General features: G+C 59.5%; 1 protein-coding gene. It reads right to left on the bottom strand.

Features of this window, described 5'->3' with window-relative positions; genetic code table 11:
• Nucleotides 1–108: 108 nt before the first annotated feature.
• A complete protein-coding gene (locus BFX80_RS17825) occupies nucleotides 109–17,331 on the bottom strand; it encodes a VCBS domain-containing protein (protein WP_157109458.1) in 17,223 nt (5,740 codons plus the stop codon).

The following is a 17,331-nucleotide window of genomic DNA, read 5'->3' as shown; positions in this document are numbered from 1 at the left end:
TGCTCTTGTTCACCCACCCCTTGGTATGGGGCAGGCAGACACCTTGTATTAGATAAGCTCACTTTCGCGCTATCGAGAGCTTGGTGCGGTTTATTCTGTTAACGATAATCAAGAAATTTCTGAATCATCACTCAACAACGCCATCAGATCGGCCAGCACGTCTGCATGGTCGTGACTGAACCCGTCACGTCCGGCCACCTTGAGCATCTCGGAGAGTGGCACGGCACCAGGTACGCTGGCCTGATCCTCACCATTGTCGGGAGCAGGTGTACCAGTGATTTCAGTGCTCGGCTCTGCTTCATCTTCCTGATGCCCTTCTGCCGGCGGCTGCTCTTCACCGTCGTTGGCGAGGTTGCGGTAATACTCGAGGCTCTCTTCCTCTTCCTGCTCAGGCGTCAGATAGATGACAAAGGTGGTACTGGCCTCGTTGCCGGACTCATCGCGACCGATGACCTTGACGTCGACTCGCTCAACGCCGAGAGACAAGGCCAGCGCCCGATTGACACGGAAGTTGAGGGAATCACTGTCGAACGCGACATAGTCGGGCAACGGCGACCCATCAGTTCTCGTCGCTTCAACCTTGATCTCTTCATTGTTGGTGCTTTCAAACGCGCCCGCCGGCAGCGCAAATTCATACACGGATTCATTGGCCACGACATCACGCAGGATGATGGTCAACTGAACCGGTTGAATGCTCGGAATATCCACCAAGGTGGAATCGCTGAGCGGTTGGAAGAGCTCTCCATCAGACTCCGGAAGGAAGGTTGCTTCGCCCTCATCCGATCCAGCACTTGCCCCGCCCGCCGGGGAACCGTTACCAGAGAAGCCTTGCACTGGCGCCACCGTCACCACGGGCTCCGGTACAATGTTGTCGCTGAGACCAGCCACTCGGATCGTCAACTCACCGACTGCCGTGCCCCCTTCTCCATCACTGACCACGTAGCTGAAGTCATCCGTCACCTGCTGACCATCGTCGAGGGATTGGACGACATCACTCGCGTTGTCCAGCACATAGTTCCACGTGCCATCGGCAGCGATGATCAACTGACCGTAAGTGCCCTGGATCACGGTGTCGCTGTCAGCGACGGCCTTACCATTGACGCTCGCAATGAGCAGTGAATCGCCATCGCCATCGACAGTCACCGGCTCGCCATCAGCATCGACCAGCAGGCTGCCCTCAGCGGTGGTCTCTCGGTCCTCGGAGACGTCAGCGCTCTGATCCAATGCCTGCGGCGCAGGATTCCCTATCTCGAAGGTGAAGGTCGTGGTGACAACCAAGCCATTCTCGTCAGTACCAGTCAGCGTGACGGTGTAGATGCCGTCGTTGTTGTCACCGCCGGTGGAAGCATCCGCTGACAGCGTGCCGCTGATCTCGCCGGTGATCGGGTCGATCACCAGACCGTCCGGCAGGTTGTCGACGCTGTAGGTCAGCTCCGCACCCTCGTCGACGTCGGTGAAGGCGCCGGCAATGGTGAACGGTGTGATCGTATCGCCGTCATTGGCACTCTGATCGGCCGGCTGCGCCCCATCGACCAACACCGGCGCATCATTGGTGCCGTTGATGGTGACGGTGAGCAGCGCCGTGTCGGTGCCGCCCTGACCATCGGAGATCGCGTAGGTGAAGGTCTCGGTAATCACCTCGCCTTCCGTCAGCGCCTGCACCGCTGCATTGCCGTTATCCAGTGCGTAGGTGTAGCTGCCGTCTTCGGCGATGGTGACGCTGCCGTAGATGCCGTTGACCGGCGTACCTGTGGGGGTGTCAGTGCCTGCGTTGGCGCCTGCGCCGATGCCACTGACGATCAGCGTATCCGTATCATTGCCGCCATCGACATCCACATCGCCATTGATGTCGCCATCGCTCAGCACATTGCCGGTGGTCGTACTGGTGTCAGTGGTCGCGACGCCCTCATCCAGCTCGGCGGCGTTGTCGAAGGCTTGTGGTGCGAGGTTGACGACAAAGAAGCTCAGCGTGACATCAGCCGACTGGCCCTGCTCGTCCGTGGCAGTCACCGTCACGGAGTAGCGACCGTCCGTCGTGGTATTGCCGAACTGGGAGGCATCGTCAGCAAGTGTGCCGCTGATGACCCCCGTCACCGAATCAATGACCAATCCACTCGGAAGATTCTCGGCCGTATAGCTCAGCTGCGCGCCGCCATCGACATCCTGGAATGCCTCTTGCAGGCTGATCGGCGCGATCTGCTCTCCATCACTTCCCGCTTCAATGACCGGTGCACGAAGAGTGGCCCTCGGTGCATCGTTGGTGCCATTGATGGTGACTGTGAACAATGCCGTGTCGGTGCCGCCCTGACCATCGGAGATCTCGTAGGTGAAGGTCTCGGTGATCACCTCGCCTTCCGCCAGCGCCTGTACCTGCGAGTTGGCATTATCCAGCGCATAACGGTAACTGCCGTCTTCGGCGATGGTGACGCTGCCGTAGGTACCGGCGACCGGCGTGCCTGCGGCGGTGTCAGTACCGGCATTGGCGCCAGCACCGATACCACTGACGGTCAGCGTATCCGTGTCGTTGCCGCCATCGACATCGACGTCACCATTGGTGTCGCCATCGCTGAGCACGTTGCCGGTCGTGGTGCTGGTGTCGCTGGTCGCGACGCCCTCATCCAGCTCGGCGGTGTTGTCGAAGGCTTCCGGCGCGACGTTGGCCACGGTCCAGGTGAAGGTCGTGGTGACATCCAAACCGTTCTCGTCGGTGCCGGTCAGCGTGACGGTGTAGATGCCGTCAGCGTTGTCACCGCCAGTGGAGGCATCCGGGGACAACGTGCCACTGATCTCGCCGGTAGTCGGATCGATCACCAGGCCGTCCGGCAGGTTGTCAGCAGAGAAGCTGAGCTCTGCTCCGTTATCGATATCAGTGAAGGCATCCGCGACAGAGAACGGTGTGATGCGGTCACCATCGTTACCGCTTTGATCTGCCGGTTGAGCACCCTCCACTAACACCGGCGCATCATTGCTGCCATTGATGGTGATCTGGACGACCTGCTCGGCAGTGGCGCCCTGACTGTCAGTGACGATCACGGTGTAATCCAGCACCAGGCTCTCGCCCACTGCGAGGTGATCGAAGGCTTCGCCAGCGACACTGCTGCTGTCGAAGGTCCAGTTCAGCGTGCCGTCATTCTCGGTATTGGCGATGATCGCGTCGGCATCGACGGAGAGCATGCTCAGCAGCTGATCGTTGCTCAAGCCATCAGTGTTACCGGTGGCGGTCACGGTAGTGACGCTTGGCGTGACGTCATCGGTGGTGTCCAGATCGCTGACAGACAGCGTGCCGCTAGTGGTCAGGGTGTCATCCGTCTCGGTCAGCGACTCGCTCGCGCTGTCGTCGCCTTCGAGGGCAATGACCGGCGCATCGTTGCTGCCGTTGATGGTGATCGAGACGACCTGCTCAGCCGTTACGCCCTGGCTGTCGGTGACGACCACGGTGTAATCCAGCACCAGGCTTTCGCCGACGGCGAGGTGATCGAAGGCTTCGCCAGCGACACTGCTGCTGTCGAAGGTCCAGTTCAGCGTGCCGTCATTGGCTTCGCCATTGATGATCGCATCGGCATCGACGGAGAGCATGCTCAGCAGCTGATCGTTGCTCAAGCCATCAGTGTCACCGGTGGCGGTCACGGCCGTGACGCTCGGCGTCACTTCGTCGGTGGTATCCAGATCGCTGACAGAGAGCGTGCCTGAGGTGGAGAGCGTATCGTCCGTCTCGGTCAGCGACTCGCTCGCGCTGTCGTCGCCGTCGATGGCAATGACCGGCGCATCGTTGCTGCCGTTGATGGTGATCGAGACCACCTGCTCAGCGGTCACACCCTGACTGTCGGTGACGACCACGGTGTAGTCCAGCACCAGGCTCTCGCCGACGGCGAGGTGATCGAAGGCTTCACCGGCGACGCTTGAGCTGTCGAAGGTCCAGTTCAGCGTACCGTCGTTGCTGACACCATCGATGATGGCATCGGCGTCGACGGAGAGCATGCTCAGCAGCTGATCGTTGCTCAAGCCATCGGTGTCACCGGTGGCGGTCACGGCCGTGACGCTCGGCGTGACTTCGTCGGTGGTATCCAGATCGCTGACAGAGAGCGTGCCTGAGGTGGTGAGCATATCGTCCGTCTCGGTCAGCGACTCGGCCGCGCTGTCGTCACCTTCGAGGGCGATGACCGGCGCATCGTTGCTGCCATTGATGGTGATCTGGACGACCTGCTCGGCAGTGGCGCCCTGGCTGTCAGTGACGACCACGGTGTAGTCCAGCACCAGGCTCTCGCCGACGGCGAGGTGATCGAAGGCTTCGCCAGCGACACTGCTGCTGTCGAAGGCCCAGTTCAGCGTGCCGTCATTGCTGACACCATCGATGATGGCATCGGCGTCGACGGAGAGCATGCTCAGCAGCTGATCGTTGCTCAAGCCATCGGTGTCACCGGTGGCGGTCACGGCCGTGACGCTCGGCGTGACTTCGTCGGTGGTATCCAGATCGCTGACAGAGAGCGTGCCTGAGGTGGTGAGCATATCGTCCGTCTCGGTCAGCGACTCGGCCGCGCTGTCGTCGCCTTCGAGGGCGATGACCGGCGCATCGTTACTGCCATTGATGGTGATCTGAACGACCTGCTCGGCGGTTGCGCCCTGGCTGTCGGTGACGACCACGGTGAAGTCCAGCACCAGGCTCTCGCCGACAGCGAGGTGATCGAAGGCTTCGCCAGCGACACTGCTGCTGTCGAAGGTCCAGTTCAGCGTGCCGTCATTGGCTTCGCCATTGATGATCGCGTCAGCATCGACGGAGAGCATGCTCAGCAGCTGATCGTTGCTCAGGCCGTCGGTATCGCCGGTGGCAACCACGGCAGCGACGCTCGGCGTGACGACATCGGTGGTATCCAGATCACTGATCGACAACGTGCCAGAGGTGCTCAGCGTGGCGTCAGATTCGGTCAGCGACTCGGCGGCACTGTCATCGCCTTCGATGGCAATGACCGGCGCATCGTTGCTGCCGTTGATGGTGATGCTGATCAGCGCCGTGTCAAAGCCGCCTTGACCATCGGAAATCTGGTAAGTGAAGGTTTCGTTGAGGCTTTCTCCGACAGCCAGCGCCTGAACATCCGCGTTGGTGTTGTCGAGCGTGTAGGTATAGCTGCCGTCTTCAGCGACGGTGATGCTGCCATAAGTGCCAGTCACCTCAGTATCCACTGCGCTGGCAGTGCCGGCGTTGGCGCCTGCACCGATACCACTGACGATCAGAGCATCGCTGTCATTGCCACCATCCGTATCGGTATCCGGTTCCGCATCGGTCAGGACATTGCCGGTGGTAGTGCTGCTATCACCGGTTGCGATGCCCTCTTCGAGGTCCGCCACGTTGTCGTAGGCTTCCGGCGCGACATTGGCCACGGCCCAGGTAAAGGTCGTCGTGACAATGGCGCCATTCTCATCCGTCGCGGTCAGGGTGACGGTGTAGATGCCGTCATCGTTGTCACCGCCGATGGAGGCATCCGGAGACAGCGTGCCGCTTATCTCGCCACTGGTCGGATCAATCGCGATACCGTCCGGCAGGTTGTCCGCAGAGAAGCTCAGCACGGCATCGTTGTCGACGTCAGTGAAGGCATCCGCGACGAAGAACGGCGTGATGGTATCGCCATCGTTGTCGCTCTGACCTGCCGGCTGTTCGTCAGTCACCAGCACCGGCGCATCGTTGGTGCCGGTGATGGTGATGGTCACGACCTGTTCGGCCGTCGCGCCCTGGCTGTCGGTGACCAACACGGTGTAATCGAGTTCGAGCGTCTCGCCGACAGCGAGATGATCGAAGGCTTCACCTTCGACACTGCTGCTGTCGAACTCCCAGTTCAGCGTACCCTCGGTGCTGGCGTCACCGATGATGGCATCGGCATCAACAGAGAGCATGCTCAGCAGTTCAGCATTGCTCAGGCCATTGGTGTCACCGGTAGAAACGACGGAGGCGACGCTGGGGGTCACTTCATCGGTGGTATCGACATCACTGACCGACAAGGTGCCAGAGGCATTCAGAGTCGCATCGGTTTCCGTCAAGGAAGCGGATGCATTGTCATCCGCATCAATGTCGATAACCGGGGCGTCGTTGGTGCTGTTGATGGTGATGGTGAGCAGCGCGGTATCAAAGCCGCCCTGGCCATCGGAGATCTGGTAAGTGAAGGTCTCGTTGAGGCTTTCCCCGACAGCTAGCGCCTGAACATCCGCGTTGGTGTTGTCCAGCGTGTAGGTGTAGCTGCCATCTTCTGCAATGGTGATGCTGCCGTAGGTGCCAGTCACATCAGTGTCAACGGCACTCGCAGTCCCGGCGTTGGCGCCAGCACCGATACCACTGACGATCAGAGCATCACTGTCATTGCCGCCATCCGTGTCGGTATCCGGTTCCGCATCGGTCAGGACATTGCCGGTGGTGGTGCTGGTATCGCCAGTCGCGACGCCCTCTTCGAGGTCCGCCACATTGTCGTAGGCTTCCGGCGCGACGTTGGCCACGGTCCAGGTGAAGGTCGTGGTGACGGTGGCGCCATTTTCATCCGTCGCGGTCAGGGTGACGGTGTAGGTGCCATCAGCATTGTCACCGCCGATGGAGGCATCCGCAGACAGCGTGCCGCTGATCTCACCGGTGGTCGGATCAATCGCGATTCCGTCCGGCAGATTGTCCGCAGAGAAGCTCAGCACGGCATCGTTGTCGACGTCAGTGAAGGCATCCGCCACGAAGAACGGCGTGATGGTATCGCCATCGTTGTCGCTCTGATCCGCCGGCTGTTCATCCGCCACCAGCACCGGCGCATCGTTGGTACCGGTGATGGTGATGGTCACGACCTGTTCGGCGGTCGCGCCCTGACTGTCGGTGACCACCACGGTGTAATCGAGCTCGAGCGTCTCACCGACAGCGAGATGATCGAAGGCTTCGCCCGCAGCACTGCTGCTGTCAAACGTCCAGGTGAGAGTACCGTCATTGCTGGCAGCATCGATGATCGCATCAGCATCCACGCTGAGCATGTCGAGCAACTCGGCATCGGTCAGATCATTGGTATCCCCGGTGGTGACGACGGAGGCGACACTCGGAGTGACCTCATCGCTGGTATCGAGATCACTGACGGAAAGCGTGCCGGTCGCGTTCAGCGGTATGTCAGACTCGGTCAGTGCAGCGGAAACGGAGTCATCACCTTCGATGGCAATGATCGGTGCATCGTTGGTGCCATTGATGGTGATCGAGACGACCTGCTCGGCGGTCGCACCCTGGCTGTCAGTCACGAGGACGGTGTAATCCAGCACCAGGCTTTCGCCGACGGCGAGGTGATCGAAGGCTTCACCAGCGACGCTCGAGCTATCGAAGTCCCAATTCAGGGTGCCCTCATTGCTGACGCCATCGATGATCGCATCGGCATCGACGGAGAGCATGCCCAGCAGGTCGGCATCGCTCAGGCCATCGACATCGCCGGTCGTGGCCACGGATTCGACACTCGGCGTGACGCTGTCCGAGGTATCCAGATCACTGACTGACAAGGTGCCAGACGTGGCGAGGGTATCGTCTGTCTCGGTCAGAGATTCCTCCGCGCTGTCATCACCGCCCAGGGCAATGACCGGGGCATCATTGGTGCCATTGATGGTGACGGTCAACAAGGCGGTATCGAAGCCACCCTGTCCATCAGATACCTGATAGGTGAAGGTCTCACTGAGCACCTGACCGACCGCGAGCGCTTGAACGTCCTCATCGGTGTTGTCGAGACTGTAGGTATAGGAGCCATCGTCCAGAATGACGACGGAGCCATAGTTGCCGGACACACTGTCACCCGCAGACGAGAACGCGGCCGGCACTGCACCGAAGGCGACACCACTGACGATCAGAGCATCATCATCGTTACCGCCATCACTGTCGGCCTCATCATTGGCACCGGCACCAGTCGCGCCCAGCACATTGCCGGTGACGTCGCTGGCATCGCTGCTGGCGACACCTTCATCAATGAAGGCAGCATCGTTCTCGGCGACAGGATCGACGTTGGCAACGGTCCAGGTCAGCGTGGTGCTGACATCTGCACCGAATTCATCCGTGGCGGTCAGCGTGATGGTGTAGACACCCTCCACACCGCCCTGAGAGGCATCGCTGGTCAGGGTGCCGCTGATTTCACCGGTAGCGGAGTCGATGGACAAGCCAGCCGGCAGCACATCAGCGCTGTAGGTCAACGTTGCGGTGGTATCGATGTCCGTGAAGGCGTCAGCCACCGTGAAGGGCGTGATGGCCTCACCGTCGACATTGGATTGATCTTCCGGCTGGTCATCCGGATCCGCAGAGAGCACCGGCGCATCATTGCTGCCAGTGATGGTGATGGTGACAACCTGCTCGGCAGTCGCCCCTTCGCTGTCTGTCACCAACACGGTGTAATCCAGTACCAGCGTCTCACCTTCTCCCAGATAGTCGAAGGCTTCCGCATCAGCGCTGCTGCTGTCGAATGCCCAGTTGAGAGTGCCGTCATTGCTGGCACCGTCAATGATCGCATCGGCATCCACGCTGAGCATGGCAAGCAGCTCAGCATTGGTCAGGTCATTGGTATCACCGCTGGAGGCGACGGCCGTGACGCTCGGCGTCACTGTATCGCTGGTGTCCAGGTCGCTGACAGAAAGCGTACCCGTCGCACTCAGCGCAATATCTGACTCATCCAGCGCGGCGGTTGCGGCGTCATCCCCTTCGATGGCAATGACCGGCGCATCATTGGTGCCGTTGGTCGTAATGGTGAGCAGCGCGGTATCGAAGCCACCCTGGCCGTCAGAGATCTGATAGGTGAAGGTCTCGTTGAGGCTTTCGCCGACGGCCAGCGCCTGAACATCCGCGTTGGTGTTGTCCAGGGTGTAGGTATAGCTGCCATCCTCGGCGATGGTGACGCTGCCGTAGGTGCCAGTGACTGCAGACCCCGCTGTCGTGTCAGTCCCGGCATTGGCGCCGGCGCCCACTGCGCTGACGATCAGCGTATCCGTGTCGTTGCCGCCATCGACATCCACATCGCCATTGGTGTCGCCATCGCTCAACACATTACCGGTGGTGGTGCTGGTATCACTGATGGCAACGCCTTCATCAAGCTCAGCAGTGTTGTCGAAGGCTTGCGGGGCGACGTTGGCCACAGTCCAGGTGAAGGTCGTGGTAACGGTGGCGCCATTCTCGTCAGTGCCAGTCAACGTGACGGTGTAGATGCCGTCATCGTTGTCACCACCAATCGAGGCATCCGGAGACAAGGTACCGCTGATCTCACCGGTGGTCGGATCAATCTCGATACCGTCAGGCAGATTGGCAGCCGAGTAAGTCAGGTCCGCATCGTTATCGATGTCAGTGAAAGCGTCGGCAACGATGAACGGCGTGATGGCTTCACCATCATTGCCACTCTGATTCTCCGGCTGCTCACCCGCTACCAGCTGCGGTGCATCATTGCTGCCGGTGATGGTGATGGTCACGACCTGTTCGGCCGTCGCGCCTTCGCTGTCGGTCACCAGCACGGTGTAGGCGAGTTCAAGGGTCTCGCCGACGGCGAGGTAGTCGAAGGCGTCACCCCCGACACTGCTGCTGTCGAATTCCCATGTCAGGGTGCCATCGTTGCTGGCGTCATCGATGATCGCATCCGCATCCACGCTGAGCATGCTCAGCAGCTCGGCATTGGTCAGATCATTGGTATCACCGGTGGAGGCAACCGATTCGACGCTCGGCGTCACTTCATCCGTGGTATCGAGATCACTCACCGAGAGAGTGCCGGACGTGCTCAGCGGCGCATCGCTTTCCGTCAATGCAGCGGAATCACTGTCGCCGTCCTCAAGGGCGATGACAGGCGCGTCATTGGTGCCGTTGATGGTGATGGTGATGTCTTGCTGGGCCGTCCCTTCCTGGGAGTCCTCCACCTCGACGGTGTAGGTCAGCACCAGGCTTTCCCCTGCCGCCAGATGATCGAATGCCTCCCCTTCGACGCTTGAGCTGTCGAAGCTCCAGCTGAGAGTGCCGTCATTGCTGGCAGCATCCACGAGGGTGCCTTCATCGACACTCAACATGCCCAGCAGATCAGCATTGTCGAGAGTATCCGTGTCACCGTCCGCAGTTACCGTGGTGACACTGGCAGTCACGGTATCAGCAGTATCGAGATCACTCACGGACAGGGTGCCGGAGGTCGCGAGCGATGCATCCGTTTCGGTCAACGATTCCGCTGCGCTGTCAGCACCTTCCACGGCAATTTCAGGAGCATCCTGAGCGCCGGTGACAGTGATGGTCAGGGTATTGCTGGATTCAGCGCCGTTGTCATCACGCACGGTGTAGGCAACGGTGGTGGTCGCAGCCTCACCCACGGCGAGATCATCGAAGTCGGTGCCCGGCGCAAAGACATAACTGCCATCCGCGGCGATGGCGACAGTGCCACCGCCCGTCATGGCGAAAGCGGTGCCTATGCCAGAGCTAGATCCCGCGACCTGGCTGACAGTGCTGGTGGAGCCCGTATCGATATCGGTGTCATTGGCCAGCACGCCAGCGGCAGCCGCGACGCTCAGATCAGCGTTTTCTGCGGTCGTGCCAGTATCCGCCACAGCGACCGGTGCATCATTGACGCCGGTAATGGTGATGCTGACGGTGGTCTGGGTGACACCGTCCGCATTGGTGACCGTCAAAGTATCCGTCAGGGTGGCACCCAGGTTGAGCTGCTGGATGACAGACTGAGTATTGTCGGCACTGTAGGTCCAGTTGCCATCGGCATCGACAGTCAGTTCGCCGTAGGTGCCGGTCACGGTCTCAGCGCTGAACTTGTCTTCCCCGGTGTCGCCACCGGTGCCAGCATCCAGCGTGCCACTGGTGGTCAGCTCATCATCCGCTGACACATTGGTGTCTTCGGTGACATTGCCGGTGTCCGGGGTCAGCGTGGGAATGTCATCCACACCATTGACGGTCACGCTGACAGTGGCGGTAGAGACACCACCCTCGCCATCGCTGACCTGATAGGTAATGGTGGTGACGGCACTTTCACCTTCAGTGAGGCCATCAAAATCGGCGCCCGGATCAAAGCTCCAGGTGCCATCGGCGTTGACCGTGAAGGATCCACCGGTGCTGCCCGAGACAGCGCTGCCGACTCCGGCAGTGTTGCCATTCACCTGAGTGATGGTGAAGTCGGCAGTGGGCGTGTCCAGGTCGGTGTCGTTGTCGAGCAGACTGGTAGTGTCAGCGGTGGACAGCGCGACGCCTTCATCGGTTGAGTCGGCATCCGCCACGGCCACCGGGTCATCGTTGTTGTCGACGACTTTCAGATAGCCGGTCAGCGTATTGCTGGCCAGCGAGTCGCCGTCGATTTCGGCCAGTCCATCATTGTTGCCGTCATTGACGACCACGGTGTAGGCGCGTGTGTCGGTGTCGGGGTCATCGCTGGTGTTCTGGTAGGTCAGTGAATCGATCAATGCCGAGACCTGAGCTGCCGTGGTACCGGAGTCGAGCGTCACCGTCAGGGTGCCGTTGACCAGAGTCGCGCTGGCGAAGCCATCAAGAGAATCATCGACCGAGAACACATCGGCATCCGTCGCCGCATCGATGCTGACCGTGATGGTGCCGCCACCGAAGTTGTCGCCGACCAAGGCAGTATCGACATCCGAAAGCGACGCGCCTGATACCAACGCTACCTCGGCACTGCCGGTGCCTGCGCCATCATTCTCTGCAACAGAGATGGCAAAGGCTTGGGGCGCCGTGCTACCAGTGAGCACCGGTGCATCATTGATGGCATTGACGGTGGTGGTGAGCGTGGCGGCGGATGCGACATCCGACCAGATACCTTTCTGATCAAAAATGGAAACATCAACACGGGTTCCTGACGTCACAGCACCACTGCTATCGTCAGCCACGACATAATCGAGCCCTGTCGGCTCACCGTGATAATTCTCTATCGATACAAACCGCAGAGAGTCAGTGGGTGACAGAACAAGTGCATTGTCAGCGCTGACATCGGCCGGTAGATCAACCCAGGTGACCCCGGTATCCGTGGAATACTGCCATGTGCCCTCACTCGCGACTGACGGGTTGGAGATGATCGCAACGCCGGCGAAATCATCGGCCTCACTACCGCCAGAAACCGCCTCATCGGTCTGATCATCAGCACTGTCATCATCGAAGTTGTCCGCCATCAGATTGGCAACGGTGTCGCCTGCCGGATTGGGGGTATCTTCGTCGATGGATACCAGACCAACGCTGTCGAAGCGAGTGGTCGGGGCGTCGTTGGCCTCGATGACGCTGGTACCTATGGCAATTTGAACATCCGACCAGACGCCCGTCTGATCGCCCAGGTTGCCGTTGGATTCACCGGCCAGATCTTTCAATTCGCCAGCGGAACCGCTGGTCTCGATGCTGGTATTACTGCCGTCACCAAGACGGACGGTCAACGAACCCGGTACGCCATTGAAGTCATCAGCCAGAACGAAGCGGATATCGGCATCTGCCGATACGATCATTGCACTGCTATCGGATAGACCCGAGGGAATGTCGACCCATTCAGCATCGATGAATACCTGCCATGTGCCCTGATCACTGGTCGCGGTGTTGCCTGAAATGGCGACATACGTCAGCAAGGTGGCTTCGCTGTCAGCCGTGAAACCATTTTCGGCGGCTTGATCATCAGTCGCGTCATCGTACTGATCGACCAGCAGGGTATAGAGATCCGTTCCGGCGATCGCATCAGCTGCAGTATCTTCATCGACGGCAACGATGGATTCATCGGTACCATCGGCCACCGGTCGATCATTGACCGGCGTCACCGTGAGAGTGATGTCACGGCTCGCCTCCTCTGCACCGCCCTGTCCGGTATTGCCGGCATCATTGAGCACGATGCTGAGGGTATCCTCACCATAGAAGTCAGCTGCGGGGGTATAGACCTCGCTATCCAGTGAGGCCTGAAGCGATGCGACGGTACCCGTCAAGATGATGGTGTTGGTGCCATTGCTGAAGGTACCGTGATCTACGCTCAGCGTGAGCGTCAGGTTGTCAGCACCGAAATCATCAGAATCATCAAGGGTGACTCCGAGCGCTGACAGCGAGAGACTGCCGTCCTCGACCAGGGTGGTTGTACCGGTCGGGGCAGAGATGGTCGGTGCATCGTTGGTGCCAGAAACATTGACCGTTATGGCGGTGGAGATAGCAAAGGCATTGGCTAGAGCCAAGTTACCATTTCCATCATCACTGAACTCGACATCAAGTATCACTGACGTATCTGCATTCACTTCAGCGGCAGTCAATACGAGGTCATCAAGCGCGGCATTGATTTCGCTTAGCGTCCCCGTCAGGGTCACTTCACTGGTACCGTTGCCAGTGACTCCGACAGCATCCATATTCAAGGTGCCGCCGGTTTCACCCGTGGCGCCGCCCCGCACAGTCACTGTCACGGTCTGGCTATCAGTAAAGACTTCTTGACCGACATCATTGATGTCTGCGACGGAAAGGCCAGTGATAGTCAAGGGCTGACCATCATCCATCGTCTGCACCGGCGTAGTGGAGGTCAGTACCGGCTCATCATTGACGGCAGTGATGGTGATATCTGAGGTGGCGGCCGTGGTGAGAGCGGTGCTGTCACCATGAAGGTCGGTATCCGTCGCGGTGACGGTCAGCGTCACAGTGCCATTGTCATTGGCATCCGGCTGGTACTGGACGTTTGCCAAGGCGGTCGCGAGCTCTTCCTGAGTTCCCACCAGGGTGATGGTGTCAGTGCCATCGTTGCTGACAGTCACATCACCCGCATCCGTGAGCTGCAACGTGCCATTCGGGACGCTCAGCACGGCGGTGATATCGGTATCGAAGCTGTCGGCATCCGTCACCGTGATGGTGCCGATATCCTGATAGCCGCCGTCTTCGGTCACGGTCAATTCAGAAACATCAGACGGCATTGTCACGACCGGTGCGTCGTTCTCGGTGGATGCCCACAGCTCGACACTGGCCGTTGCCGTATTGAAGTCATCGCCGATGGCTTCGCCGCCTTCATTTTCAGAGCCACCGTTCGGACTGCCACTCTCAAGACGATCATCCACTACGGCTTCGAGAGTCCAACGAGCGTCGGGGTCTGCTTCACCATTGAGAGTATCCAGAACCATCTGGACAGATAATGTCTCAAGGGAAGCCTGAACAGCCTCCAAGGTACCCTCAACCACCAAGGTATTGGCATCAGTGATGACAGTGGAATCGGTACCACTCGGCAAAGCCGTCAGTACAGCAGTGGTAAACGGGACAACAGCCCCACCTGCATCCTTGAGCGAGAGTGATACCTTGATGCCATCAGTCTCGCCAGCATCGATACCCAAATTGGAATCGGGATCCAGAACGTCGACATCACCGATGGTGAAGACATTTCCCAGATCAAGGGCAGACAGCGCCGTAGAGGGCGGGATCAAACGATCAGATGGCTGCGTTGAGGCGATCTCAGGCGAATCATTCAGTGGTGTAATCTCGATACTGAACGTCGCGACTTCCGTCGTCAGCGGCCCATCACTGACGGTAAAGGTGAAGTCGTCGGCGCGAGTTTCCCCGCCATCGTGCACATATTCCAGCAGACCATTGTCGATATCGGCCTGCGTGAAGGAGCTACCCACACGCAATATCTTGCCATTCAGCGTCAGATTGCCGTTTTCCGGCAGGCTCTTGATCACGAAGGTCGACTGACGCGTGGTGTTGTCGCTATCAACGGCTTGCAGCAGGCTGTTGTCGATGACAGAAGACTCACCTTCCCCCAAGGTCAGCACATTGTTGGCGGAGGTGGACGATTGATCGAATGCATCGACGACGGTCTGATCCGCAGCATCGGAAGTGAGCGGGATCAACGGCGCATCATTGAAAGGCGTCACGGCAATGGTGACGTTGCCGATATTGGACACGACACTGGTGTCGAGTCCGTTGTCAGTCGGTGTAGAGGAGTTCGTCGCGAAGGTATCAGACGGCGCTGCCAGGTCATCCCGCACGATGAATGTAAAGCTGTCGTTCAGGGAGTCGACACTTTCACCACCATCGTGGACGTAACGCAATCCCCCTGACTGGCCATCCGCCTGTGCGGTCAGAATCGCCTGGGAGTACCAGACATCGGTGGAGGCTGCCTCCCAGCTGTCGCCATTCCAGACCTCGAGTGATCCTCCGCTCAGTTCGGTGCTGGTGATCTGGAACCAGAGGTCATCACTTTCACCCTCGCCGACCAGATCCTCCAGACTGCCATCCACATCCGACATCACCAGATTGGTGATACGAACGATGCCGTCCGTCGTATCGGTCTTCTCGAGCAGACTGACACTCGAGTTACCCACGACCGGCGCATCATTGACGGGTGTTGCGTCGATGGTGAAGACATCAGTAATGGGGTCAAGCGTGGCGGGATCCTTGTCGAGGTCCGTCGGCAGGAGGGTGAACGTGAAGCTGGACTCATGACCTTCGCTGCCATCGTGCAGGAAGGTGACCAGCCCGTTATCGATATCGTCCTGGGTGAAGCTGCCGAAGTCGGAAATCGCCTGACCATCCAGGAACAGCGTCCCGTTGGTCGGTATGTTCGTCACGGTGTAGACGATCTGGGTCGCAGGCAGCACGTAGCCGTCCAGCTCGGCGCCATACTTGAGCATGGCGTCTGAGATGACCACCGCAGAGGAAGCAGGATCGGACGTGCTTTCGCTCACGGTGACGCCGGTATTGTTCACTTTTTCGGCATAGATGGTCTCCTGTTGCTGCTCCCCGGGGCCACCGGCCACATTGTCAATCAGGAAATTCAGCGTGCCGACGGTCGGTGAATCCGTACCGCCCCAGGTCCCTGCGTCTCCTGCCTCTTCAAACGCCTTGAATTCGGAATCCACCAACGTGAAGGTGAAATCGTCCGCGGTGCCACCAGTGCCATCCACGAGGGTCTGTTGATAGCGGACCTCGCCCGCCGTGACCTGCGCCTGCGAGAAGGTGCCACCCACCGGCAGCTTGACCCAGTCAGTCCCATTGAGAATCTGGATCTCACCAAAGCTCGGCAAGGTCTCGATCTTGTAGCTCAGCTGATCATCGGTGCTGTCAGGATCTATCGCGTTCAGGGCAGATGCATCGATCAATACCGCCTCGCCAGTGGCATCCAGCACCTCTGTGGTGGGCGTCAGCGTCGGGTCATCGTCATTCTCGAGAATGCTGATCTCGACGGTGCGGTCACTGGAAAGCTCATTTCCCGCCCCTTCGCCACCGCCGGCGTCGGTCACCCTGAGGGTGAAACTGGGCAAGTCATCAACGTCCGGTTCATCGCCATCATGGGCAAATGACAGGTACTGGAGCTTGTCCGCGGTAAAGCTGGCGGCATCGCTCGAAGGGCTGGAGATGATTTCATCCGCATCCGCGATACCGTCCTCGTCGAAATCCAGGTAGAGGGTGCCACGGTCCGCAAGATTGCCCAGGTCGGTGATCTCCACCGTGGCATTCTCGGCAGCATCGGCATGGCCGGACTCTTCATCGGTGTAGCTCAGGCCAAGCCGAGCATTTTCGCCCTCGAACTGCTGCGGGTCGCCCGTGATGGTCGGCGCGGCATTGTCAGGAATCAGCTCGATATTGAGAGTATTGGAGGCCTCACCACCCGCGCCATCCACCACCGTGATGGCGAAGCTGTCATTGTCCCCGACGGCGACATCGCCACCGGCATGGGTATAGATCAGCTTGCCGAGCTGGTCGGCATCGAAACTTGAACCAATCGCTACCGGCGAACCATTGAACGTCAGCGAGCCGCCCGACGGCAGGCTATCGATCTCGATGATCAGCTGGTCGGTGTCCTGCTCACCGCTGACGATATCCGGGTCACTCAGACCCAGCGCCTCGATGGAGAAGGTGAAACTCCCCGCTTCCGTGACCGTCGCTCCGCTGTCCCCGAATACCGGGTCATCGTTCACTGGCGTCAGAGTGACGACGAAATCGAGGCTGCCTCGGTCAGGATCCACGACGCCGTCCGTGGTTTCCGTGAGACTCAGGCTCAAGGTGATATCGTCGGTGTAATCCGCACCGGGAGTTACCACGAGATTCGCGAGCTGAGCGGTGATCTCCTCAGCCGTACCGGTCAACGTGGAGCTGCTGCCGCCATCATCGAAGGCTGCCCCGGCATCAGCCGCTGCCTGATCCAGATTCAGCGTCAGCGAGTACTCATCCGTGGCGTTGCCTTCATCGTCCACATTGCCACTGTCCGTGACACTCAGACTCGACAGACTGAAGCTCGAATCCTCCGTTCCCGACAGCGTGGCGCCATCGCCGGTGGCCTTCACCTGATCACCTTGACTATCGGCGCCCTCCGCAATGGTCACGGCGGCAGCGGCATCCAGCAACAGACGAGGCTCAAGAGCCTGGAGATCGAGTTCGCGCAT

It is taken from the genome of Cobetia marina, from assembly GCF_001720485.1.
In the GTDB taxonomy this organism is placed as follows: Bacteria; Pseudomonadota; Gammaproteobacteria; order Pseudomonadales; family Halomonadaceae; genus Cobetia; species Cobetia marina.
Note: the sequence above shows the minus strand (reverse complement) of the source record. Positions and strands in the feature narration are given on the sequence as shown.